The sequence below is a fragment of the Pseudomonas sp. GXZC genome (assembly GCF_026967615.1).
Classification (GTDB): Bacteria; Pseudomonadota; Gammaproteobacteria; order Pseudomonadales; family Pseudomonadaceae; genus Aquipseudomonas; species Aquipseudomonas azotoformans_A.
Map to the genome: position 1 here is coordinate 1,791,410 of NZ_CP114115.1, position 20,748 is coordinate 1,812,157.

Genomic DNA, 20,748 nt, shown 5'->3' on the forward strand with positions numbered 1-20,748 from the left:
CAAGTCGCCCTGCCACCCGCCGACAGCCTGTTGATCAGGAGAATAATCACTATGCTGCCACCCATGCTGCCCGTCAGCGTTGTGCCGGTGACGTCACAACTCGATCCGGTGCGCCAGAAGCCGGATATCCCGCCCGTGGTGCCAGTTCAACCGGGCTCCAACGAGAGCACCATCGACCTGAAAAAGGGTGACGCCGAGACGTCGACCTTTTTGCTGCGCGAAGAACAACGCCGCCAGCAGGAACAACAGAAACGCCGGCGTGAAGCCGATGAAGACCCGGAGCAGCATTTGGCCATTCCGGGCGACATACTCAACGCCGATAACACCGTGCCGGTGGTGCCGCTGATCGAAGATGCCCCGCGCCAGGGCTTGTGGGTGGACGTCGAGGTTTAGTCGCGCAATTCGCGCAGGGCGGCCAACAATACCTCGATATCCTGCTCGGTATTCAGCGGGCTGACCGAGATCCGCGCCACGCTCTCCAGGCCCCGCGCCTGCATATCCAGCGGTGTGTAGGCCACGCCATTGGCGCCGATATTGATGCGCTTCAGGCCCAGCCGCCGCTTCAGTTCGAATGCATCCCAGCCCGCCAGGTTGAACGCGATCAAGCCTGACTGCTGCGTGCCCAGTTCATGCAGGGTAATGCCTGACATCCCACGCAGCGCCTCGCGGATTCGCTCGGCGGTTTGCGACACTCTTTCCCAGACGCGCTCGATGCCCAGACGATTCATCTCTTGCAACGCATTGCCCAGGCCTGCCAGCAAGGCGAAAGAAGTTTCGCTGGTTTCGAAGCGCCGTGCGTCGTTGCGCAGGTCAAAACCCTGGGCGGTCCAGGGTGCTGAAAATACATCGCGCTGGGCCGGGTTCAACCGCTCAAGAAAGCCCGGTCGCACATACAACAGCGCGGTGCCCCGTGGGCCGCGCAGATGTTTGCGGCCGGCCGACTTGAGCACGTCGCACTGCAACGCCTGTACATCCACCGGCACCTGGCCGACGGCTTGGCCGGCGTCGATGAAGTAGGGGATTGCATGCCGCCGTGCTACTTCACCGATGGCCTGGGCGGGGTTGATCAGGCCGCCATTGGCGGGGAGCCAGGTGAGGTCGATCAGCTTGACGTGTGCATCGACCATCGATTCCAACGCCAGCGGGCAGACCGCGCCGGTTTCATCACAGGGGATGACTTCCACTCGGGCGCCGGCCTGCACTGCCAGGTCCATGCTGGCCAGGTTGCCGCCCCATTCGTGACGGCCCACCAGAATACGGTCGCCCGGTTGCCAGGGCCCCAAGGCTTGGAACGCCAGGCTCCAGGCGGTCGAACCGCTGCTGGCAAAGGCAATCGAAGCGACGGGGGCATTGAGCAGTAGCGCGGCGGCGCGGCGGGCTTTTTCCACCAGCACTGCGCCCTGTTCGCCGGCTTCCATCGGGCCGTCGCGGGCCTCGCGTTGCAGTTGTTCGATGATTGCATCAAGGGTCGCCTGGCTGGGCAGGGACGCACCGGCGGGGTTGAAGTGCACGATGCCGGATTGGCAGCCCGGAGTGTCGTCCCGCAGGTGCTGGACTTCAAGCGGGCTCACGGGCGTAGCTCGAAAATGGCATCCACCTCCACGGCCACACCGGCCGGCAGGCTGGATACACCTACGGCGGTGCGCACGTGCCGGCCTTTTTCACCAAGGGCGTTCACCAGCAGGTTGGACGCACCATTGGCGACCACGCTTTGCTGTTTGAAATCACCGCTGCTGGCGATGAATACACCCAGGCGCACGGTGCGCACCAGCCGCGACAAGTCGTCGCCAAGGGCGTTACTCAGTTGCCCCAGCAGGCCCAGGGCCGCCAATTCCGCCGCCTGTGCACCTTCTTCATCACTGAGGGATTCGCCCAGGCGACCGATGTAGGCGGGCTTGCCGTCTACCAGGGGAATTTGTCCGGAAACGAATAACTGGTTTTGGCTGATGACATGGTTGATGTAGTTGGCAATTGGCTGGCTTGGGGTGGGCAGCGTGAGGCCAAGGGCTTGCACGCGTTGGCGGATGGAGTCGCTCATGATGAATTCTCTGGGTTTTGGAGGTTTCAGCATGTTGGCTGCATCAAGGGGCGACAAACGGATAGATCTCACGCGACGTATCGAAATAACTCACGCGTCGGCGCAGGCTTCCTTCAGCCATTGGCTGAAACAGGCGGCGGCTTCAGTGGCGGGGCCTTCGGGCGCGATGAGCCAGTAGCCGATATCGCTGTGATAGGGCGGCCAGTCGAACGCTTCCACCAGGCTGCCGTCCTGTAGTCGACGTTCTATCAGGCGATGGCGACCCATGGCGATACCTTGGCCGGCCACGGCGGCTTCGACCACGATGTTGTAGTCGTGCAGCATTACGCGGGGATGGTGGGTGAGGTCGACCTGGTAGTGCGCGGACCAGTCGGTCCATTCAAAGGGGCGGTGCGAAGTGGCCATCAGCAGTGGGCCGTTCTGGCGCGCTTTGAAAGACGGGCTGCACACCGGAGAGATGATCTCGGGCATAAGCCGCGTGGCCTGGACATCGGGCCAGTCACCCTTGCCGTAACGGATGGCCAGGTCTACCTCGGCGGCAGCGACATCCGCCAGTTGAATCGCCGGTAACAACTCCACCTGGATATGCGGGTAGCGGTTGAGAAAGCCCGCCAAACGCGGCGCCAGCCACAGCGTGGCGAACGATGCCAGTAAACCGATGCGCAACACGGTGGCGCTCGGGGCGACCCGCTGGGCACGCGTGGCGGCGGCGATAGCATCGAGGGCAGGGCGGATTTCGTCGTAGTACTGTTGGCCGTCGGCGGTCAGATCGATCGCGCGGGTGCGTCGGATAAACAGCGGTTTGCCCAGATGCTGCTCAAGTTTCTGCACCTGATGACTGAGGGCGCTCTGGGTCACCGACAACTCACTCGCCGCTTTGATAAAACTCAAATGCCGCGCCACCGCTTCGAAAGCGCGCAAGGCCAGCAACGGTGGAAGGTCCTTGTGCAGTGCCACCTGAGGGCGTCTCCGGGTTCGGGTAAGGCCTCGATTTTGTGCGAAGCCTTGCCTTTTGTCGCCCGCTGATTTGCCGTTGGCCGCTTGAGCCCGCATTATTGAGTCATTCCCTCCACGACGTAAGCCAAGCCATGAGTGAAGACGACAAGCTGATCGACCTGAATGCCGAACGTGCCAAGCGCGTGCATGACCTCAATGACAAGCGCCTGAATGAAGTGCGCCAGGCATTTGAACAAGCGATGCCGCTCGGCAAAGTGAAGAAAAAGCCGAAGAACAAACCGAAAAAGCGTTGAAACAGCCTGCATCCCTTGATGCAGGTCAGTTATTGCCCTTCTTTACGCCCCGTCGCGGGCGACATTGATCCCCGTCAATTTTCCAATCCGCCTTCTCCATTAACTTAGCCCTATCGCAACAGGGCAAGCACAGGAGGCCGGTCATGTTTATCGATAATGTGGTGTTTGCCGGAGTGCTGACTGTAAGCCTCATGGTGCTGTTTTTTGTAGGGTTTGGAATTTTTATCTGGAAAGACGCGAACAAGCGTAAAAAACCTTAGTTTTTCCAGGTTGCATGAGCACGCAAGGCATTTTGGGCGACTTCGGTCGCCCTTTTTTTTTGCCTGTTATTTGAGTCGGCTTCTACAGAAAAACGAACATAAAAAAAGGTGCGACCCTCGCGGATCGCACCTTTTTTATTGCGGCGGGGTTATCAGCTGCCCAGCGCCTTCGACGCCAACCAGAACAACCCGGCCGACAAACCTACCGTCGCCGGCAGGGTCAGCACCCAGGCCATCAGGATGGTCTTCACGGTGCCGCCTTGCAGGCCGCTTTTGTTCGCGACCATGGTGCCGGCCACGCCGGAAGACAGCACGTGGGTGGTCGACACCGGCAGCGCGAAGATGTTGGCAAAGCCAATCATGGTCGCGGTGGTGATCTGCGCCGACATGCCCTGGGCATAGGTCATGCCTTGCTTGCCGATCTTCTCGCCGATGGTCAGTACCACACGCTTCCAGCCCACCATGGTGCCCAGGCCCAAGGCCAGTGCAACGGCGAGGATCACCCAGAACGGGGCGTACTCGGTGGTGGCGGTGAGGTCTTTGCGCAGCTTGTCGAGGTCGGACTTCTCACGCGCATCCAGGCCCGGCAGCTTGCCGACTTTCTTTGCGGTGTCATCCAGGCAGAGCAAGTAGCGACGCACTTCAATGCGCTGGTCAGAAGTCAGCGAGTGATAGTCGGACACGCCTTTCAAGGTGTCGACCAGTGCGTTGATGGTCGGCTCGGTCTGTTGCGGGTTGCACTGGAACTTGCCCGGCAGATCGTTCTTCACGCTTTTGCCCAGTGCCAGGAACTCACCGAGCGTGGCGTTGTTGCGCTGGTAGAACTGGCTCAAGTGCACGGTTGCATCGCGGGTACGTTCGATCTGGTAAGTGGTGCTCCCCAGGTCGAGCACGAACTGCGCGGGCACGATACCGATCAGCACCAGCATGATCAGGCCGATGCCTTTCTGGCCGTCGTTGGAACCGTGCACGAAACTCACGGCCATGGCGGAAATCACCAGCACCAGGCGGTTCCAGAACGGCGGGTGTTTCTTGTCGTCGAGCTTGCGGCGTTGGTCCGGGGTCTTGTGCATCTTCGACAGCGGCCGCCACCACTTCAGGCCAATCAGCACCAGAGCTGCGACGAGGAAGCCGGCCATGGGCGAAAACACCAGGGAGGCGCCGATATCGATCGCCTTCTGCCAGTTCACACCGTCAGCCAGGGGAATGTCGTTGATCAGGGCATTGGCCAGGCCGACACCGAGGATCGAGCCGATCAAGGTGTGGGAACTGGAAGCCGGGATACCGAAGTACCAGGTGCCCAGGTTCCAGGTGATCGCCGCTGCCAATAAAGAGAAGACCATTGCCAAGCCATGGCCGGTGTTCACATTGATCAGCAACTCCACCGGCAGCAAGTGGACGATGGCGTAGGCGACACCGACACCACCGAGCAACACGCCGAGGAAGTTGAACACCCCGGAGAAGAACACGGCCAGGTGCGGCGGCATGGCTTTGGTATAGATGACTGTGGCCACCGCGTTAGCGGTGTCATGAAAGCCATTGATGAACTCGAAGGCGAGGACAAAGGCCAGGGCGAGCAACAGGCTCACGAGAACCCAAGCATCCAGTCCGCTGAATAAATCGATCATGAAGGTTTTCTGACCCGGTCGTAAGGGGGCGCGATTATGCCAGAAAACCTCAGTAATCGATGCACTAGCTGCTCATCGGTAACAATCTTCACCGAAAAAAACACCCGGAAAGGCACGCATCCCAGGGTTTTCGGGGCTTTGGCAAGTCTTTGATTTATAAAGCAGAGGGCCCCCATGGCGGGGTTTTGTCACAAAAACGTCACGCCTGAAACATTTGTATGAAATTTTACCGGGGATGGTGGGATTCAAGGTTGCCGGCTGCTAGCTATGTGCCAGCAACCGAGGCAAAAACCTTGGGGCTCAGACCGGATCGCTTATGGCTCTTCGGTTTTGAGCTCTTGTTCAATCTTTTGGATTTCCTGGGCAAATGCCTGGTCGAGCAGGCTGGCTCGCTTGCGCCATGGTTTGCGTTCAGGTTCAGGCTGGGCGGCGTAAGTGGTGACTTCTCCGCCGTAAACGTCCTTGTAACGTTGCTCCTGGCGCTCAAGTTCCGCGCGCAGTTCATCTTTCGTCACATCGTTACCTAATTGAGTTGAGTGTAAATACGTTGCAGCGTTATGCCGGAATGCGCCCTCGACGTGTTCCAAGTTGAAGCGCAGAACGTTCAAGTTGGAATAGGCACGGGCGGCCACTTGTTAGTGGTGCATTCGAGGCGGATAGTTGCGATCGACAATGCACGGTAGGTGCATCATCTGGCGAGTTCCAGTCCCGCTGATTGAGCCGGGCGGACCTGCGCATAGAGTGCATTATAGCCGTGCATTTGAATAACACTATCAGCATAAAGTTAAAAACCGTCAACTTTGTGTGAGCGTTTTGTTACACAGGCGTGGCGGTAATTGCACAAATTCTGGCGCCATAAAATCAACCCAACTTCAGACATTATTAAGCGTGACTTAATTTTACTCAGCGCTTCGGGTCGGCTCGGCCCAGGTCGCTCGCAAATTGCGATAATCGAATGATCGTCCGATAATCGCACAATGTTGTCGGCGCTGCCTTGTGCATCCCGGCTGACACGGCTTGTAATAACAGCCGAACCCCTCTGCGTTCGACAATAAGAGAAAGGATCCCGACATGAACGATCAATTGCGCAACTCTTTCGCGTCAGTGGCGCCGCCGATCGTTGCCTCTCCGGCCAAGCGTATCCAGGCGTTTACCGGTGATCCCGACTTCATGACGTCCCTGGCTCGCGGCCTGGCCGTGGTGCAGGCGTTCCAGGAACGCAAGCGCCACCTCACCATCGCCCAGATCAGCCACCGCACGGAAATCCCCCGCGCCGCCGTGCGCCGTTGCCTGCACACCTTGATCAAGCTCGGCTACGCCACCACTGACGGGCGCACCTATTCGCTGTTGCCCAAAGTGTTGACCCTGGGCCATGCCTATTTGTCGTCCACACCGCTGGCCGTGTCGGCCCAGCCTTACCTGGACCGCATGAGCGAGCAGCTCCACGAAGCCTGCAACATGGCGACCCTCGAAGGCGACGACATTCTCTACATCGCCCGTTCGGCCACCACCCAGCGCCTGATTTCCGTGGACCTGTCGGTGGGCGGGCGCTTGCCGGCCTATTGCACCTCCATGGGACGCATCCTGCTTGCCGCGCTGGACGACGCCTCGCTGCAGGATTACCTCGACCATGCCGACCTGCAAACCAAGACCAGCCGCACCCTGACCACCCCCGCAGCGCTGTTCGAATGCCTGCAACAAGTGCGTCAGCAGGGCTGGTGCATCGTCGACCAGGAGCTGGAGCAGGGCCTGCGTTCCATCGCGGTGCCGGTGTATGACGCCTCGGGCCAGGTGCTGGCCGCGCTGAACGTCAGTACCCACGCCGGGCGGGTCAGCCGCAGTGAGCTGGAGCAGCGCTTCCTGCCGAGCATGCTCAGCGCCAGCCGTGAGTTGAGCGCGCAACTGTTTGCTTAAGCTGTTCGGTCACCGCACAGATCCCGGTTTGCTCAATTGACGGTGTTTCCCCCGACTTATTACTGTGCGGCAGCGCTGTTGAAGCGCCCCAATAATAACGACGACCCCAGGTCGTCAGCCCGCCATCGGTGTGGAAATAAAAACAATGAATCAGCCTTCTGTCGGTTCCACGTTGGACGTCCAGTCCTTCATCAATGCCCAGCCCCTGTCACGTTATCAGTGGCGCGTGGTGATCCTGTGTTTCCTGATCGTTTTCCTCGACGGCCTCGACACTGCCGCCATGGGCTTTATCGCACCGGCACTGTCCCAGGACTGGGGCATTGATCGCGCCAGCCTCGGCCCGGTGATGAGCGCTGCGTTGATCGGCATGGTGTTTGGTGCCCTCGGTTCCGGCCCGTTGGCCGACCGCTTTGGCCGTAAAGTGGTGCTGGTGGGCGCGGTGCTGGTGTTCGGCGCATTCAGTCTGGCCTCCGCTTACAGCAGCAACGTCGATCAGTTGCTGGTGCTGCGTTTTCTCACCGGGCTGGGCCTGGGCGCCGGCATGCCGAATGCCACGACGCTGCTGTCCGAATACACCCCGGAACGCCACAAGTCATTGCTGGTGACCAGCATGTTCTGTGGCTTCAACCTGGGCATGGCCGGTGGCGGGTTTATCTCGGCCAAGCTGATCCCGGCGTTCGGCTGGCATGCCTTGCTGCTGATCGGCGGCATCCTGCCGTTGATCCTGGTGGTGGTGCTGATGCTCTGGCTGCCGGAGTCGGCCCGCTACCTGGTGGTGCGCAACCGAGGCACCGACAAGGTGCGCAAAACCCTCTCGCCCATCGAACCCAGCATCGTCGCCCAAGCCAGCAGCTTCAGCGTGCCCGAGCAAAAAACCGTCAAGGCGCGCAACGTGTTTGCGGTGATCTTCTCCGGCACCTATAGCGCCGGTACGTTGCTGCTCTGGCTCACCTACTTCATGGGCCTGGTGATCGTCTACCTGCTCACCAGTTGGTTACCGACCCTGATGCGCGACAGCGGTGCCAGCCTGGAACAGGCCGCGTTTATCGGTGCGTTGTTCCAGTTCGGTGGCGTATTGAGTGCGGTGGGCGTGGGCTGGGCGATGGACCGGTTCAATCCGCACAAGGTTATCGGCATCTTCTACCTGCTGGCCGGGGTGTTTGCCTACGCGGTAGGGCAGAGCCTGGGCAATATCACCCTGCTGGCAACCCTGGTGCTGGTTGCCGGGATGTGCGTCAACGGTGCGCAGTCGGCAATGCCGTCTCTGGCCGCGCGTTTCTACCCGACCCAAGGCCGCGCGACCGGCGTGTCGTGGATGCTCGGCATCGGTCGTTTCGGCGCGATCCTTGGCGCCTGGATGGGCGCAACCTTGCTGGGCCTGGGCTGGAACTTCGAACAGGTGCTCACCGCTCTGGTGATCCCGGCTGCATTGGCCACCGCTGCGGTGGTGATCAAGGGCATGGTTAGCCATGCGGATGCGACCTGAGGCTGATCGATAGCTTGCCAACAATCCGTTCGATAATCGAACACTGAGTCGATTATCGGATTGTTTGGCCCATTTCCCCGGCTTAATCTTCAAGCACTTCGGCGCCACCTCAGCGCCTTTTTCGATCCATACCGGGAGCCCGAACCCCATGGCTGAAATCCTCGCGCTGCGTGACGCGGTGAAGCAATTTGTGAACGACGGCGACACCGTCGCGCTGGAAGGCTTCACCCACCTGATCCCAACGGCAGCGGGTCATGAAATCATTCGTCAGGGCAAGAAAGACCTGACGCTGGTGCGTATGACGCCTGACCTGATCTACGACCAGTTGATCGGTGCCGGCTGCGCCCGCAAGCTGATTTTCTCCTGGGGCGGCAACCCGGGCGTGGGCTCCTTGCATCGCCTGCGTGATGCGGTCGAGAAGCAATGGCCGCAACCGCTGGAAATCGAAGAACACAGCCACGCCGACCTGGCCAATGCCTACGTCGCCGGCGCCTCCGGCCTGCCCTTCGCGGTGCTGCGTGCCTACGCCGGTTCTGACCTGCCCAAGGTCAACCCGCTGATCAAGACCGTGACCTGCCCCTTCACTGGCGAAGTGCTGGCAGCGGTGCCGTCGGTGCGTCCGGACGTCACCGTGATTCATGCGCAAAAGGCTGACCGCAAGGGCAACGTGCTGTTGTGGGGCATCCTCGGTGTGCAGAAAGAGGCGGCCCTGGCGGCCAAGCGTTGCATCGTCACCGTCGAAGAAATCGTCGATGACCTGAATGCGCCGATGAACAGCTGCGTACTGCCGACCTGGGCGCTGACGGCGGTCTGTCATGTGCCGGGTGGCGCGCATCCGTCCTACGCACATGGCTACAACGAGCGTGATAACCGCTTCTACCAGGCGTGGGACCCGATCGCCCGCGACCGTGGGACCTTCACCGCCTGGATCGATGAATACATCCACGGCACCGCCGACTTCAGCGAATTCCAGGCCAAGCTGGCCACCGCGCAGGAGGCCAAGTAATGGCTTACTCGACCAATGAAATGATGACCGTCGCCGCTGCGCGCCGCCTCAAGAACGGCTCCGTGTGCTTTGTCGGCATCGGCTTGCCGTCCAAGGCGGCCAACCTGGCGCGCCTGACCTCGTCGCCAGATGTGGTGCTGATCTACGAGTCCGGTCCGATTGGCGCCAAACCGTCGGTACTGCCGCTGTCCATCGGTGATGGCGAACTGGCAGAAACCGCCGACACCGTCGTACCGACCGGTGAGATCTTTCGCTATTGGCTGCAAGGCGGGCGCATCGATGTGGGCTTTCTCGGCGCGGCCCAGGTCGACCGTTTCGGCAACATCAACACCACGGTGGTCGGTGACTACCACCAGCCTAAAGTGCGACTGCCGGGAGCCGGTGGCGCGCCCGAGATCGCCGGTTCGGCCAAGAGCGTGTTGATCATCCTCAAGCAATCGGCACGTTCGTTTGTCGACAAACTCGACTTCATCACCTCAGTCGGCCATGGCGAAGGCGGCGACTCGCGTAAACGCCTGGGCCTGCCGGGCGCCGGTCCTGTAGGGATCATTACCGACCTGTGCATCATGGAGCCGGAGGAGGGCACCCATGAATTCGTGGTCACCGCGCTGCACCCTGGGGTGACCCGTGAACAGGTAGTGGCCGCGACCGGTTGGGCGATTCGTTTTGCCGACCAGGTCGACACCACTGCCGAACCGACTGACGTAGAGCTGACCGCCCTGCGTGACCTTGAAGCACGCACTGCGGCCGCCCATGGCCAAGCGCCTGGAGAAGCCTGATGCGCGATGTATTTATCTGTGATGCCATCCGTACCCCCATTGGCCGTTTCGGCGGTGGCTTGTCCACCGTGCGTGCCGATGACCTGGCAGCGCTGCCGATCAAGGCGCTGATCGAGCGCAACCCTTCGGTGGATTGGACGGCCGTCGATGAAGTGTTCCTCGGCTGCGCCAACCAGGCCGGTGAAGACAACCGCAACGTGGCGCGCATGGCGTTGCTGCTGGCCGGCCTGCCGGACAGCATTCCGGGCGTGACCCTCAACCGCTTATGCGCCTCGGGCATGGATGCGATCGGCACCGCCTTCCGCGCGATTGCCAGCGGTGAAATGGAGCTGGCGATTGCCGGTGGCGTCGAGTCGATGTCCCGTGCGCCGTTCGTGATGGGCAAGGCCGACGCGGCGTTCTCGCGCAACATGAAGCTGGAGGACACCACCATCGGCTGGCGCTTTATCAACCCGCTGATGAAGGCCCAGTACGGCGTGGATGCGATGCCGCAGACGGCCGACAATGTGGCCGACGATTACCAGGTGTCTCGCGCCGACCAGGACGCTTTTGCCCTGCGCAGCCAGCAACGTACCGCTGCTGCCCAAGCCGCTGGGTATTTCGCTGAAGAAATCGTACCCGTACGCGTCGCCCATAAAAAAGGCGAAACGCTGGTGGAGCACGATGAGCACCCACGGGACACCACCCTGGACGCCCTGGCCAAGCTCAAGCCCGTGAACGGCCCGGACAAAACCGTCACCGCTGGCAACGCCTCGGGCGTGAACGACGGTGCGGCGGCGCTGATCCTGGCCTCCGCCGAAGCGGTCAAGAAACATGGCCTGACCGCCCGCGCCCGAGTCTTGGGCATGGCCAGCGCCGGTGTCGCACCACGCGTGATGGGCATCGGCCCGGTTCCAGCCGTGCGCAAACTGGTCGAGCGTCTTGGCTTGGCGGTCACTGACTTTGATGTGATCGAACTCAACGAAGCCTTCGCCAGCCAAGGCCTGGCCGTGCTGCGTGAACTGGGCATCGCCGACGACGCGCCGCAGGTCAACCCCAACGGCGGCGCCATCGCCCTCGGCCACCCGCTGGGCATGAGCGGCGCGCGGCTGGTGCTGACGGCCCTGCACCAACTCGAAAAGACCGGCGGCAGCAAAGGCCTGGCGACCATGTGCGTGGGCGTCGGCCAAGGCTTGGCCCTGGCGATTGAACGCATCTAATAAGAGAGGACTGCACCATGAGTGACAAGCCTGGATACCGGCGCCCGCAAGCGGGCACTCAACCTGATTACCTGCACCCGGCCTACCAGTCGACGAACCTGCGTTCGCCGTCCCAGCCGTTGGTGTTCCTGCCCCATTCCTTGTCGGAAATCACCGGCCCGACCATCGGCGCCGAACGCATCAATGAGAAGGACAACGACCTCACGGCCCAGCATGAAGGCGAGCCCCAAGGTGAACGCATCATCATTCATGGCCGTGTGCTCGACGAAAACGGTTTGCCGGTACCGGGCATTCTGGTGGAGATCTGGCAGGCCAACGCCGCCGGTCGCTACAACCACAAGCGCGACCTGCACGACGCGCCGCTGGACCCGAACTTCACTGGTACCGGCCGCACCGTCACCGACGCCGATGGTTGGTACCAATTCCAGACCATCAAGCCCGGCGCCTATCCGTGGGGCAACCACCACAACGCGTGGCGCCCGGCGCATATCCACTTTTCGCTGTTCGGCCCGAGCGTGCTGACGCGGCTGGTCACGCAGATGTACTTCCCCGGCGACCCGCTGCTGGAATACGACCCGATCTACAACTGCGTGCCGGACACTTCGGCCAAGCAACGTTTGATCGCCCGCTTCGACCTGGAAAAAACCATTCCTTCCTATGCCCTCGGCTACCGCTGGGACATCGTCCTGCGCGGCCGCGACGCCACGCCGATGGAGAAATGAGATGACACTCAACGCGACCACGTCCCACACCGTCGGGCCGTATTACCACATCGGCCTGACCTGGCTGAACCGCGAAGACCTGACCGTGAGCGCCACCCTCGGCGAACGTGTAGCGATCAGCGGGCAAGTGGTGGATGGCAATGGCGATGTCGTCAACGATGCCATGCTCGAAGTCTGGCAGGCCAATGCCGCCGGTAAATATGACCACCCGGAAGACGAGCAAGACAAAGCCGTCGACCCGAATTTCGAAGGCTTCGGCCGGGTGCCGGTGGATGCTGAAGGGCGGTTTCGCTTTACCACCATCAAGCCGGGTGCGGTGCCGGGCCTGAAAGGCACGACCCAGGCGCCGCACCTGGTGGTGCTGGTGTTTGCCCGTGGCTTGGTGAAGCACTTGCTGACGCGGATTTATTTCGAAGGCGAGGCGCTGAATGGGGATGACCCGTTGCTGGCGTGTGTGCCGGCAGATCGGCGTGAAACCTTGATTGCCAAGCAGGATGCAGAGGGTGTGCATCAGTGGAATGTGGTGTTGCAGGGCACAGACCGGGAAACAGTGTTCTTTGATTATTGATTGGTTTGAGATCCATCGCCGGCACTATCTACCCAAAAGTCTGCTTGCGGAACATGGTTGTTGCAAAGTATGTCTAGGCTATAACCGTTCCCACTGAGTGAAAAAACATGACAACAACAACGGGTCACTACACCGGAGAAGAACGCAGCAAACGGATTTTTGCGATCGTCGGGGCATCCTCCGGCAACCTCGTCGAATGGTTTGACTTCTACGTCTACGCCTTCTGCGCCATTTACTTTGCGCCGGCGTTTTTCCCGTCGGACGACCCCACGGTCCAACTGCTCAACACTGCCGGTGTGTTCGCTGCCGGCTTCCTGATGCGACCTATCGGTGGCTGGCTGTTTGGCCGGGTGGCCGATAAGCACGGGCGCAAGAACTCGATGATGATCTCGGTGCTGATGATGTGCGCCGGTTCCCTGGTCATCGCTTTCTTGCCCACCTACAAAGACATCGGCGCCTGGGCTCCGGCGTTGCTGTTGGTGGCGCGGCTGTTTCAGGGCTTGTCGGTGGGGGGCGAATACGGCACCACCGCGACCTACATGAGTGAAGTTGCGCTCAAGGGCCAGCGCGGTTTCTTCGCCTCGTTCCAGTACGTGACCCTGATCGGCGGGCAACTGCTGGCGGTGCTGGTGGTGGTGATCCTGCAACAGCTCCTCACCGAAGAAGAATTGCGCGCCTGGGGCTGGCGGATTCCGTTCGTGATCGGCGCCATTGCGGCGGTGATCTCCCTGCTGCTGCGTCGCACCCTCAAGGAAACCACCAGCAAGGAAATGCGCCAGGACAAGGACGCCGGCAGCGTGGCCGCGTTGTTCCGCAACCACAAGGCGGCCTTCATCACCGTGCTCGGCTACACCGCCGGCGGCTCGCTGATCTTCTACACCTTTACCACTTACATGCAGAAATACCTGGTGAACACCGCCGGGATGCACGCCAAGACCGCCAGCTACATCATGACCGGCGCGCTGTTCGTGTACATGTGCATGCAGCCGCTGTTCGGCATGCTCTCGGACAAGATCGGCCGTCGTAATTCGATGCTCTGGTTCGGCGCCCTTGGCACCCTGTGCACCGTGCCGATCCTGCTGACCCTGAAAACCGTGACAAACCCGTTCCTGGCCTTTGTGCTGATCTCCCTGGCGCTGGCCATTGTCAGCTTCTACACCTCGATCAGCGGCCTGGTGAAAGCGGAAATGTTCCCGCCGCACGTGCGTGCCCTGGGTGTCGGCCTGGCCTATGCGGTGGCCAACGCGATCTTCGGCGGTTCGGCGGAATACGTGGCCCTGGGCCTCAAATCCATGGGCATGGAAAACACCTTCTACTGGTACGTCACCGGCATGATGGCGGTGGCCTTCCTGTTCAGCTTGCGCCTGCCGAAACAGGCAGAGTACTTGCACCACGATCTATAAGGGACGCGTTATGACGCTGCGCACGAGCAGTCAATTGTTCGACGCTTACTTCACGGCGGGCAGCATGGCCGAGGTGTTCTGCGACAGGGGACGCTTGCAGGGCATGCTGGATTTTGAAGCGGGCTTGGCCCGGGCCCAGGCCCAGGTCGGCTTGATTCCCCAGGCCGCCGTCGCACCGATTGCCCAGGCCTGCCTGGCCTCGTTGTACGACGTGGACGCCCTCGGCGTGGCAATTGCCACGGCAGGGAATTCGGCGATTCCGCTGGTGAAGGCACTGGGCAAGTTGATTGCCAGTGAAGATGCCGGGGCCGAGCGCTACGTGCATCTGGGCGCGACCAGCCAGGACGTGATGGACTCCGGCCTGGTGCTGCAACTGCGGCGGGCGGTGGAATTGATCGAGTCAGACCTGATGCGCCTGGGCGACATACTTGCCGCCCAGGCCCAGCGCTACGCCGGCGTGCCATTGGCCGGGCGTACCTGGTTGCAGCATGCAACACCGGTCACCCTGGGGATGAAAATCGCCGGTTGGCTGGGCGCGGTGACGCGCAATCGGCAGCGTCTTGCTGAACTGAAACCGCGTTTGCTGGTGCTGCAATTCGGTGGCGCCTCGGGAACCCTCGCAGCGCTGGGCGAACAGGCCATGCCGGTGGCCGAAGCGCTGGCGGCTGAGTTGCAATTGACCTTGCCCGAACAACCCTGGCACACCCAACGGGATCGTTTGGTGGAGTTCGCCAGCGCCCTCGGTTTGATCGCTGGCAGTCTGGGTAAATTGGGGCGTGATATCAGCTTGCTGATGCAGACCGAAGCCGCCGAGGTGTTTGAGCCATCCGCACCGGGCAAGGGTGGTTCCTCCACCATGCCGCACAAACGCAACCCAGTAGGCGCGGCGGTGCTGATCAGCGCCGCCACCCGCGTGCCGGGCCTGGTCTCGACGATGCTCAGCGCCATGCCCCAGGAGCATGAACGCAGCCTGGGCCTGTGGCATGCCGAATGGGAAACCCTGCCGGAGATCTGCCGTTTGGTCTCCGGTGCGTTGCAACAGGCGTTGTTGGTGAGCGAAGGCTTGGAAGTCGACCCGCAGCGCATGGCGCACAACCTTGATCTGACCCAAGGCCTGGTATTGGCCGAAGCCGTCAGTATCGTGCTTGCCCAGCGCCTGGGCCGCGAAACCGCACATCATCTGCTGGAGCAGTGCTGCAAGCGTGCCGTTGCTGAGGGGCGTCACCTGCGTGCGGTATTGGCGGACGAACCCCAGGTCACCGCCGAACTGTCCGCAACTGAATTGGACCGTTTGCTCGATCCCGCCCACTACCTGGGCCAGGCCCACACCTGGGTCACCCGCGCCGTAGCCGAACACTTTGCTTGAGGAGACCACTGTGGCCTTTGTACAACTCGCCGAGGGCGAACTGCATTATCAATTGGACGGGCCTGAACATGCACCCGTGCTGGTGCTCTCCAATTCGCTGGGCACCGACCTGCACATGTGGGACATCCAGATCCCGGCCTTCACCCAACATTTTCGCGTGCTGCGTTTCGATACCCGTGGCCATGGCAAGTCCCTGGTGACTCCTGGCCCCTACAGCATCGGGCAACTCGGTCAGGATGTGATCGCATTGCTGGATGCACTGGATATCCAACGCGCGCATTTCTGCGGGCTGTCCATGGGCGGCTTGATCGGCCAATGGCTGGGCATCCATGCAGGCCAACGTCTGCAGCGCCTGGTGGTGTGCAACACCGCCGCCAAGATCGGCACACCCGAGGTGTGGGACCCGCGCATCGAGAGGGTGCTGCGCGATGGCGCAGCGGCGATGGTGGCGTTGCGCGATGCGTCGATTGCACGCTGGTTCACCGCAGACTTTGCGGCGGCCAACCCACACCAGGCCAAGCAGATTACCGACATGCTGGCGGCCACATCGCCCGAAGGTTATGCCGCCAACTGTGCGGCGGTGCGTGATGCGGATTTCCGTGAGCAACTGGCTTCAATCAAAGTGCCAACCCTGGTCATTGCCGGCACCGAAGACGCCGTCACACCGCCGTCGGGTGGCCACTTTATCCAGAACCATGTGCAGGGCGCCGAGTACGCCGAGTTCTATGCGGCGCACCTGTCCAATGTGCAGGCCGGCGCTGCGTTCAGCGACTGCGTCATTGATTTTTTGTTGGCCCGCTGAGGAGCTTTTTGTGGACGAGAAACAACGTTATGCCGAAGGCCTGCACGTGCGCCGCGAAGTGCTGGGCGATGCCCATGTCGACCGCAGCCTCAATGCCCTGACCGAATTCAACAGCGAGTTCCAGGAAATGATCACCCGCCACGCCTGGGGTGACATCTGGACCCGCCCCGGTCTGCCCCGGCACACCCGCAGCCTGATCACCATTGCCATGCTGATCGGCATGAACCGCAGTGAAGAACTCAAGCTGCACCTGCGCGCCGCGGCGAGCAATGGCGTGACCCGCGCCGAGATCAAGGAAGTGCTGATGCAGAGCGCGATCTACTGCGGGATCCCGGCGGCGAATGCCACGTTCCACCTGGCGGAGTCGGTATGGGATGAACTGGGGGTTGAGTCACGGGAATAGGGGTTAGTGGGAGTCGGCATCCCACACCCAATTCCATACGCCCGGCAAATGCACGGCTTCATTCACATCCCTGACCGTACGCGCCAGCGCTGCGCGGTTTAGCTGGGCCGTGTCGGTGTAGAAAGGTTCGGCGGCGGTCTTCACGCCGTTGATCCGGGCGCTGTCCAGCAGGATCTGCAGGTACTCCTGCAGATGCCGCGCGGTGTAGCGATTGATGTCGTGGAAGGTCACCACCACCGGTATCACGCCGTCCACCGTCGGCAATTCACCCAAGGCAATGCGTTCGCGCACCACCGACAGTTGCCGGTACAGGTTGGCTCGGCGGCGCGGGCTGCCGTTGAAGCCCCAGATCTTGCCGTCATTGGCGCTCAGGTCCGTCAGCAACACGTGCATGCCGTGGCGCTGGTAGGCGGCGAAGGTGCGTCGGTCGTAATTCCAGAACGGCGGGCGCACCAGCACCGGTGGCGCACCTGTGATCGCGGCGATGTCGGCGGCGCCTTGGGTGAGGGTGCTTTCCAGTTCGGTATCGTTCAGCCAGCGGTGGTTGGTGTGAAACCCCGTGGCCGTATGGAAGGCCAGGACGTGACCGGCCGCGTATTCGCGTTCCATGGTCTTGCGACCCCGTGAGCTGCCGCCCGATCGAGCGGCTTCGGTCTGCAGAAAAAACACCGCTTTGATCCCCGGCAGCACCGGGTTCTGCGCCAGGTCGGCCACCACCGAACGGCTCGGGTTGTTGTAGCCCGACGCGCTGGGACCGTCATCGAAGGTCAGCAGGAAGCGGATCGGCGCCTGGGTTTGCAGGCGCTGTTCGGTCTCTGGCGTGAGAGCGATGGGCGAGCCAATGCAGCCGCTGAGGCTCAAGGCCAGGGCAAATACGGCGGATACGATGGCGAAGGATTTCATGGTGGGCGCAGGCTCGAATAAAGGCCGCTGCTGAGTGGATCAGCAGCGGCAGGCGCGCACCATACAGCAAGATCGGCTGTGTGAGGTTACAGGCTGACAAACGAACGTCGCCAAGGGTCAGCCGACGTATTGGGGACGCAGCGGCTTGCCCATTTCTTCATTCAAGGCGTTTTCAGTCAGGGGTTTGGGGTTGGGTGGGGTCGCGGGCGTAGTGGGCAGCCCTACGGCCTGACGTTCGCTGTTGGGGACATCGTGTTGCTCGCCCTCAAATGTTTCAGTGGTCGAGCCGGTCAAAGCGGTGCCATTACCTGCGTTATAGGCATGCACCATTTCGTGGTAAAGCGTCGTGATGGAGGCGTAGGTCACGCCAGCGACGGTGTCCACTGAGGAGCGGTTATAGCTGATTTCAGCCCGGTCAGCCTGCGACCCCGGCACACCGTCGACCATGAAGCCCCATTTGGGATCGTCACCGACAATAGGTGCGCGTTCAAAGCCAAACAAGGCCTTGAGCTCCTGGCTGCCATACACATAGCCGCTGCCAAGGTCGACCAAGTCTTCGACGATGGTCACTGGTGCGCCGTTGCGCTGGGCGATGGCGCTCATCGCGGCCAGCATCTGTTGTCCGATGGGAGACCGGCGCAGCAGGGCCAGGTCGTCCTCGACCCGTTGGATAAACTCGGCCGAACCCTTGATCACAAATCCTGTTTGAGGTTCGGAGGCGGCCGACACGGCGGTAAACGTCGAACCGTTGAGGTGGCTGATTGTATCGTCGGGTTTACCGTAGATCAGGTCGCCAGGGCGATTGGCGATCACCGTGTCGCGGCCGTCGCCGGTGTAAAAGGTGGTGCGGTCGTGGCCGATCAAGCGATCGTCCCCGGCACCGCCGTGCAGGACCGTATGCCCGTTACCTGCGTAGAGTCGATCATTGCCATTGCCGCCATCCAGGTAGCTGGTTTTGTGCTTGGGGCCAGCGCCCGCGTAGAGACGGTCATCGCCATTGTTGCCATACAGGATGTTGTCGCCAGTACCGCCCATGAGTGTGTCGTTACCGTCGCCGCCCTCGGCATAGCCCAGGCCACTGCCGAGACGCAGCACATCATCGCCTTTGCCGCCGAACACACGGGTGTAACCGCCGCCGGCCTGCACGCGGTCATTGCCGTCGCCGGCCTCCACGACGACAGGCTGAGTCACATTGGCGTCGATGCGGATGTTGTCCTCGCCGTCATGGGTTTTGAAGTGAAAGGTCAGGGGCTTGCCGTCTTTATCCTCACTGTCGAAACGATACAACTGACCGTTGACCCGAACATCCAACTGTCCTGCGCGTGTCTGGCTGACGTGAATCTGGTCGGCCTTGTCACCGGTTTCGAGGACCAGGGTGTTCTTCAGACTGTAAGTCACATCTTCTTCCCAGACCGATTGGCAGCTGGCTTTCAAGGTGCCGTCATCCAGGACCGGTTGTACGTAGACCTGGATCTGATTCTCCGGTGTGAACTGCAGTTGAGGGGCGACGACGGGTACGTAGCGATTGTTCTCAACCGAGACTACCGGGGCTTGCGGCGAGTGGTGCTCGCCTTTAAGAGGAGGGCGGTGCTCGTTTTCAAGACTTTTGGACACTTCCATTTGAGATCCTTTCGAAGAGTCGGGCGGTATGCCTACCTTCTGGAAGTGTCCGCCTGTGGCAAAACGTTCCTGCGATGTTGTAATGAGGTCTTACAGCAAACTGATCGGGTAACTGACGATCAACCGGTTCTCATCGAACTCATTGTTGCTGTAGTCGCGGCGCATGCTGGAGTTGCGCAGGCGCACCGTGAGGTTTTTCAGGCTGCCGCTTTGCACGGTGTAGCCCAGTTCGCTTTCGCGACCCCATTCCTTGCCGTCGGTAATCGTGCCGGTGTGCACATTGCTGCCGCTGATGTAGCGGTTCATCAGGGTCAGGCCGGGCACGCCGAGGGCGGCGAAGTTGTAGTCGTGGCGTACCTGCCAGGATTTCTCCTGGGCGTTGTCGTAGCTTGAGTTGTAACTATCGTTAGCCAAAGTGCCGCCGCTGGTGCCGTTGACGCGCATCCAGGCGCTGTTGCCGGTGAGTTTTTGCAGGCCGACGTAGAAGGTGTTGCCGCCGTACTTGGCGGAGAACAGGCCGGACCAGGTCTTGTTGTCCAGGTCGCCGGCGCGGGCGCTGCCATCGTCCTTACCGTAGAAAAAACCGAGGTTGGCGCCCAGGGTCCAGTCGCCGATGGGCTGGCTGTGGATCAAATTGACGAACTGCTGGCTATAGATGTCCTTGAGTTGCGCATTCCACAGGCCGATCTGGGTGCGCTTGTCGTTGAACGCGTATTCGGCGCCCTGGAAGTTGAAGCGGTCCGAGGTGAACGCGGTTTTACCGAACATGGACATGTCAGTCATGCTGCTGTCGTCACGCGGGCTGTTGGCGCGGAACTGGCCGCCGTAGAGGGTCAGGCCGTCGATTTCTTTCGAGGTGATCTGCCCGCCGCGCAGGGTTTGCGGCAGGGAGCGGCCGTCATCTGAGCGCAGGATCGGCAGCACCGGCATCCACTCGCCGACCTTCACTTCGGTCTTGGAAATACGCGCCTTGAACGCCACCCCGAGACGCCCGAATTCATCCGCAGGGCGGCCATCGTGATCCAACGGCAACAGTTGGGTGCCCCCGGTGCCGCGACCGCCATCCAGCTTCAACGAATACAGCCCCAACACATCCACGCCGAAACCCACGGTGCCCTGGGTAAAGCCGGACTTGGCGTCGAGGATGAAGCTCTGCGTCCACTCCTGCGCGCCGCCCTGGGCCTTGGTGGGGTTGGTGTAGTTGCGGTTGAAGAAGAAGTTGCGCAGGTTCAGGTTGGCGCTGGCGTCTTCGAGAAAACCGTGTTCTTCAGCGACGACGGGCAACGCAAGACTGGCGACAGCGGTTGCCAGCAAAAGCCGGCGCGGGTGGAAAGTGCTCATGGCGAAAGGACCTGTTGTTATTGGGTTTATGCAGGTGGCGGCCATGGTGCGGGGCGGTGC

The 20,748-nt window shown here is 61.3% G+C and carries 22 protein-coding genes; 14 read left to right on the forward strand and 8 right to left on the reverse strand.

Annotation, left to right across the window (positions count from 1 at the left end; translation table 11 throughout):
- Positions 1-51: 51 nt before the first annotated feature.
- Positions 52-393 (forward strand): aspartate-semialdehyde dehydrogenase, encoded by a 342-nt coding sequence (locus OZ428_RS08490; protein ID WP_269133108.1) that lies wholly within the window; start codon positions 52-54, stop codon positions 391-393.
- Here OZ428_RS08490 and OZ428_RS08495 read toward each other — a convergent pair.
- From OZ428_RS08495 to OZ428_RS08505, 3 genes are all read right to left on the reverse strand, one after another.
- Positions 390-1,571 (reverse strand): aminotransferase class V-fold PLP-dependent enzyme, encoded by a 1,182-nt coding sequence (locus OZ428_RS08495; RefSeq protein ID WP_269133109.1) that lies wholly within the window; start codon positions 1,569-1,571, stop codon positions 390-392. The genes OZ428_RS08490 and OZ428_RS08495 overlap by 4 nt on opposite strands.
- Positions 1,568-2,038, reverse strand: a complete 471-nt coding sequence (locus tag OZ428_RS08500; protein ID WP_033902731.1) for a RidA family protein — start codon at positions 2,036-2,038, stop codon at positions 1,568-1,570. Before OZ428_RS08500 ends, OZ428_RS08495 begins: the two co-directional genes overlap by 4 nt.
- A 90-nt stretch (positions 2,039-2,128) precedes the next feature.
- Entirely contained in the window at positions 2,129-2,995 is an 867-nt protein-coding gene (locus OZ428_RS08505; RefSeq protein ID WP_269133110.1) for a LysR substrate-binding domain-containing protein, read from the reverse strand.
- A gap of 131 nt (positions 2,996-3,126) precedes the next feature.
- Between OZ428_RS08505 and OZ428_RS08510 the strand changes: the two genes are divergently transcribed.
- Positions 3,127-3,288, forward strand: a complete 162-nt coding sequence (locus tag OZ428_RS08510; RefSeq protein ID WP_017137225.1) for a hypothetical protein — start codon at positions 3,127-3,129, stop codon at positions 3,286-3,288.
- 143 nt (positions 3,289-3,431) lie between these two features.
- The gene (gene ccoM, locus OZ428_RS34500; RefSeq protein ID WP_003172387.1) at positions 3,432-3,548 is read left to right on the forward strand and encodes a cytochrome c oxidase subunit CcoM; all 117 of its coding nucleotides are present in this window, start codon (positions 3,432-3,434) and stop codon (positions 3,546-3,548) included.
- Between the two features lie 152 nt (positions 3,549-3,700).
- Here ccoM and OZ428_RS08515 read toward each other — a convergent pair whose 3' ends face one another.
- Both OZ428_RS08515 and OZ428_RS08520 read right to left on the reverse strand, forming a co-directional pair.
- Complete coding sequence (locus OZ428_RS08515; RefSeq protein WP_028619266.1) at positions 3,701-5,176, reverse strand: inorganic phosphate transporter; 1,476 nt, start codon at positions 5,174-5,176, stop codon at positions 3,701-3,703.
- 314 nt (positions 5,177-5,490) lie between these two features.
- On the reverse strand, positions 5,491-5,691 hold the full coding sequence (locus OZ428_RS08520) for a hypothetical protein (protein ID WP_003189295.1): 201 nt from the start codon (positions 5,689-5,691) through the stop codon (positions 5,491-5,493).
- Positions 5,692-6,247: 556 nt separating this feature from the next.
- Here OZ428_RS08520 and pcaR point away from each other — a divergent pair.
- The 11 genes from pcaR (at position 6,248) to pcaC (ending at position 16,824) form a co-directional block, all read left to right on the forward strand.
- On the forward strand, positions 6,248-7,090 hold the full coding sequence (pcaR, locus tag OZ428_RS08525) for a pca regulon transcriptional regulator PcaR (RefSeq protein WP_028619267.1): 843 nt from the start codon (positions 6,248-6,250) through the stop codon (positions 7,088-7,090).
- Positions 7,091-7,235: 145 nt separating this feature from the next.
- Positions 7,236-8,576 (forward strand): MFS transporter, encoded by a 1,341-nt coding sequence (locus OZ428_RS08530; protein ID WP_061435600.1) that lies wholly within the window; start codon positions 7,236-7,238, stop codon positions 8,574-8,576.
- 148 nt (positions 8,577-8,724) lie between these two features.
- A complete protein-coding gene (locus OZ428_RS08535) occupies positions 8,725-9,582 on the forward strand; it encodes a CoA transferase subunit A (RefSeq protein WP_133074383.1) in 858 nt (285 codons plus the stop codon).
- Complete coding sequence (locus OZ428_RS08540) at positions 9,582-10,361, forward strand: CoA-transferase subunit beta (protein WP_028619270.1); 780 nt, start codon at positions 9,582-9,584, stop codon at positions 10,359-10,361. Before OZ428_RS08535 ends, OZ428_RS08540 begins: the two co-directional genes overlap by 1 nt.
- On the forward strand, positions 10,358-11,560 hold the full coding sequence (pcaF, locus tag OZ428_RS08545; RefSeq protein WP_269134164.1) for a 3-oxoadipyl-CoA thiolase: 1,203 nt from the start codon (positions 10,358-10,360) through the stop codon (positions 11,558-11,560). The genes OZ428_RS08540 and pcaF overlap by 4 nt, the downstream gene beginning before the upstream one ends.
- 17 nt (positions 11,561-11,577) lie before the next feature.
- A complete protein-coding gene (gene pcaH / locus OZ428_RS08550) occupies positions 11,578-12,282 on the forward strand; it encodes a protocatechuate 3,4-dioxygenase subunit beta (RefSeq protein WP_017137233.1) in 705 nt (234 codons plus the stop codon).
- A gap of 1 nt (position 12,283) precedes the next feature.
- Positions 12,284-12,850, forward strand: a complete 567-nt coding sequence (gene pcaG / locus OZ428_RS08555; RefSeq protein ID WP_269133111.1) for a protocatechuate 3,4-dioxygenase subunit alpha — start codon at positions 12,284-12,286, stop codon at positions 12,848-12,850.
- A gap of 107 nt (positions 12,851-12,957) precedes the next feature.
- Positions 12,958-14,253, forward strand: a complete 1,296-nt coding sequence (locus tag OZ428_RS08560) for an MFS family transporter (protein ID WP_269133112.1) — start codon at positions 12,958-12,960, stop codon at positions 14,251-14,253.
- A 10-nt stretch (positions 14,254-14,263) separates the two neighbouring features.
- A complete protein-coding gene (locus OZ428_RS08565) occupies positions 14,264-15,619 on the forward strand; it encodes a 3-carboxy-cis,cis-muconate cycloisomerase (RefSeq protein ID WP_269133113.1) in 1,356 nt (451 codons plus the stop codon).
- Between the two features lie 10 nt (positions 15,620-15,629).
- Complete coding sequence (gene pcaD, locus OZ428_RS08570; protein ID WP_269133114.1) at positions 15,630-16,421, forward strand: 3-oxoadipate enol-lactonase; 792 nt, start codon at positions 15,630-15,632, stop codon at positions 16,419-16,421.
- Between the two features lie 10 nt (positions 16,422-16,431).
- Positions 16,432-16,824 (forward strand): 4-carboxymuconolactone decarboxylase, encoded by a 393-nt coding sequence (pcaC, locus tag OZ428_RS08575; RefSeq protein WP_133074378.1) that lies wholly within the window; start codon positions 16,432-16,434, stop codon positions 16,822-16,824.
- Positions 16,825-16,827: 3 nt separating this feature from the next.
- Here pcaC and OZ428_RS08580 read toward each other — a convergent pair whose 3' ends face one another.
- The 3 genes from OZ428_RS08580 to OZ428_RS08590 all read right to left on the reverse strand — a co-directional run bounded on the left by OZ428_RS08580 (position 16,828) and on the right by OZ428_RS08590 (position 20,688).
- Entirely contained in the window at positions 16,828-17,727 is a 900-nt protein-coding gene (locus OZ428_RS08580; RefSeq protein ID WP_269133115.1) for a polysaccharide deacetylase family protein, read from the reverse strand.
- Between the two features lie 117 nt (positions 17,728-17,844).
- The gene (locus tag OZ428_RS08585; protein WP_269133116.1) at positions 17,845-19,347 is read right to left on the reverse strand and encodes a M91 family zinc metallopeptidase; all 1,503 of its coding nucleotides are present in this window, start codon (positions 19,345-19,347) and stop codon (positions 17,845-17,847) included.
- Between the two features lie 90 nt (positions 19,348-19,437).
- Positions 19,438-20,688, reverse strand: coding sequence for an OprD family porin (locus OZ428_RS08590; protein ID WP_133074375.1), 1,251 nt, complete (start codon positions 20,686-20,688; stop codon positions 19,438-19,440).
- Positions 20,689-20,748 lie beyond the last annotated feature (60 nt).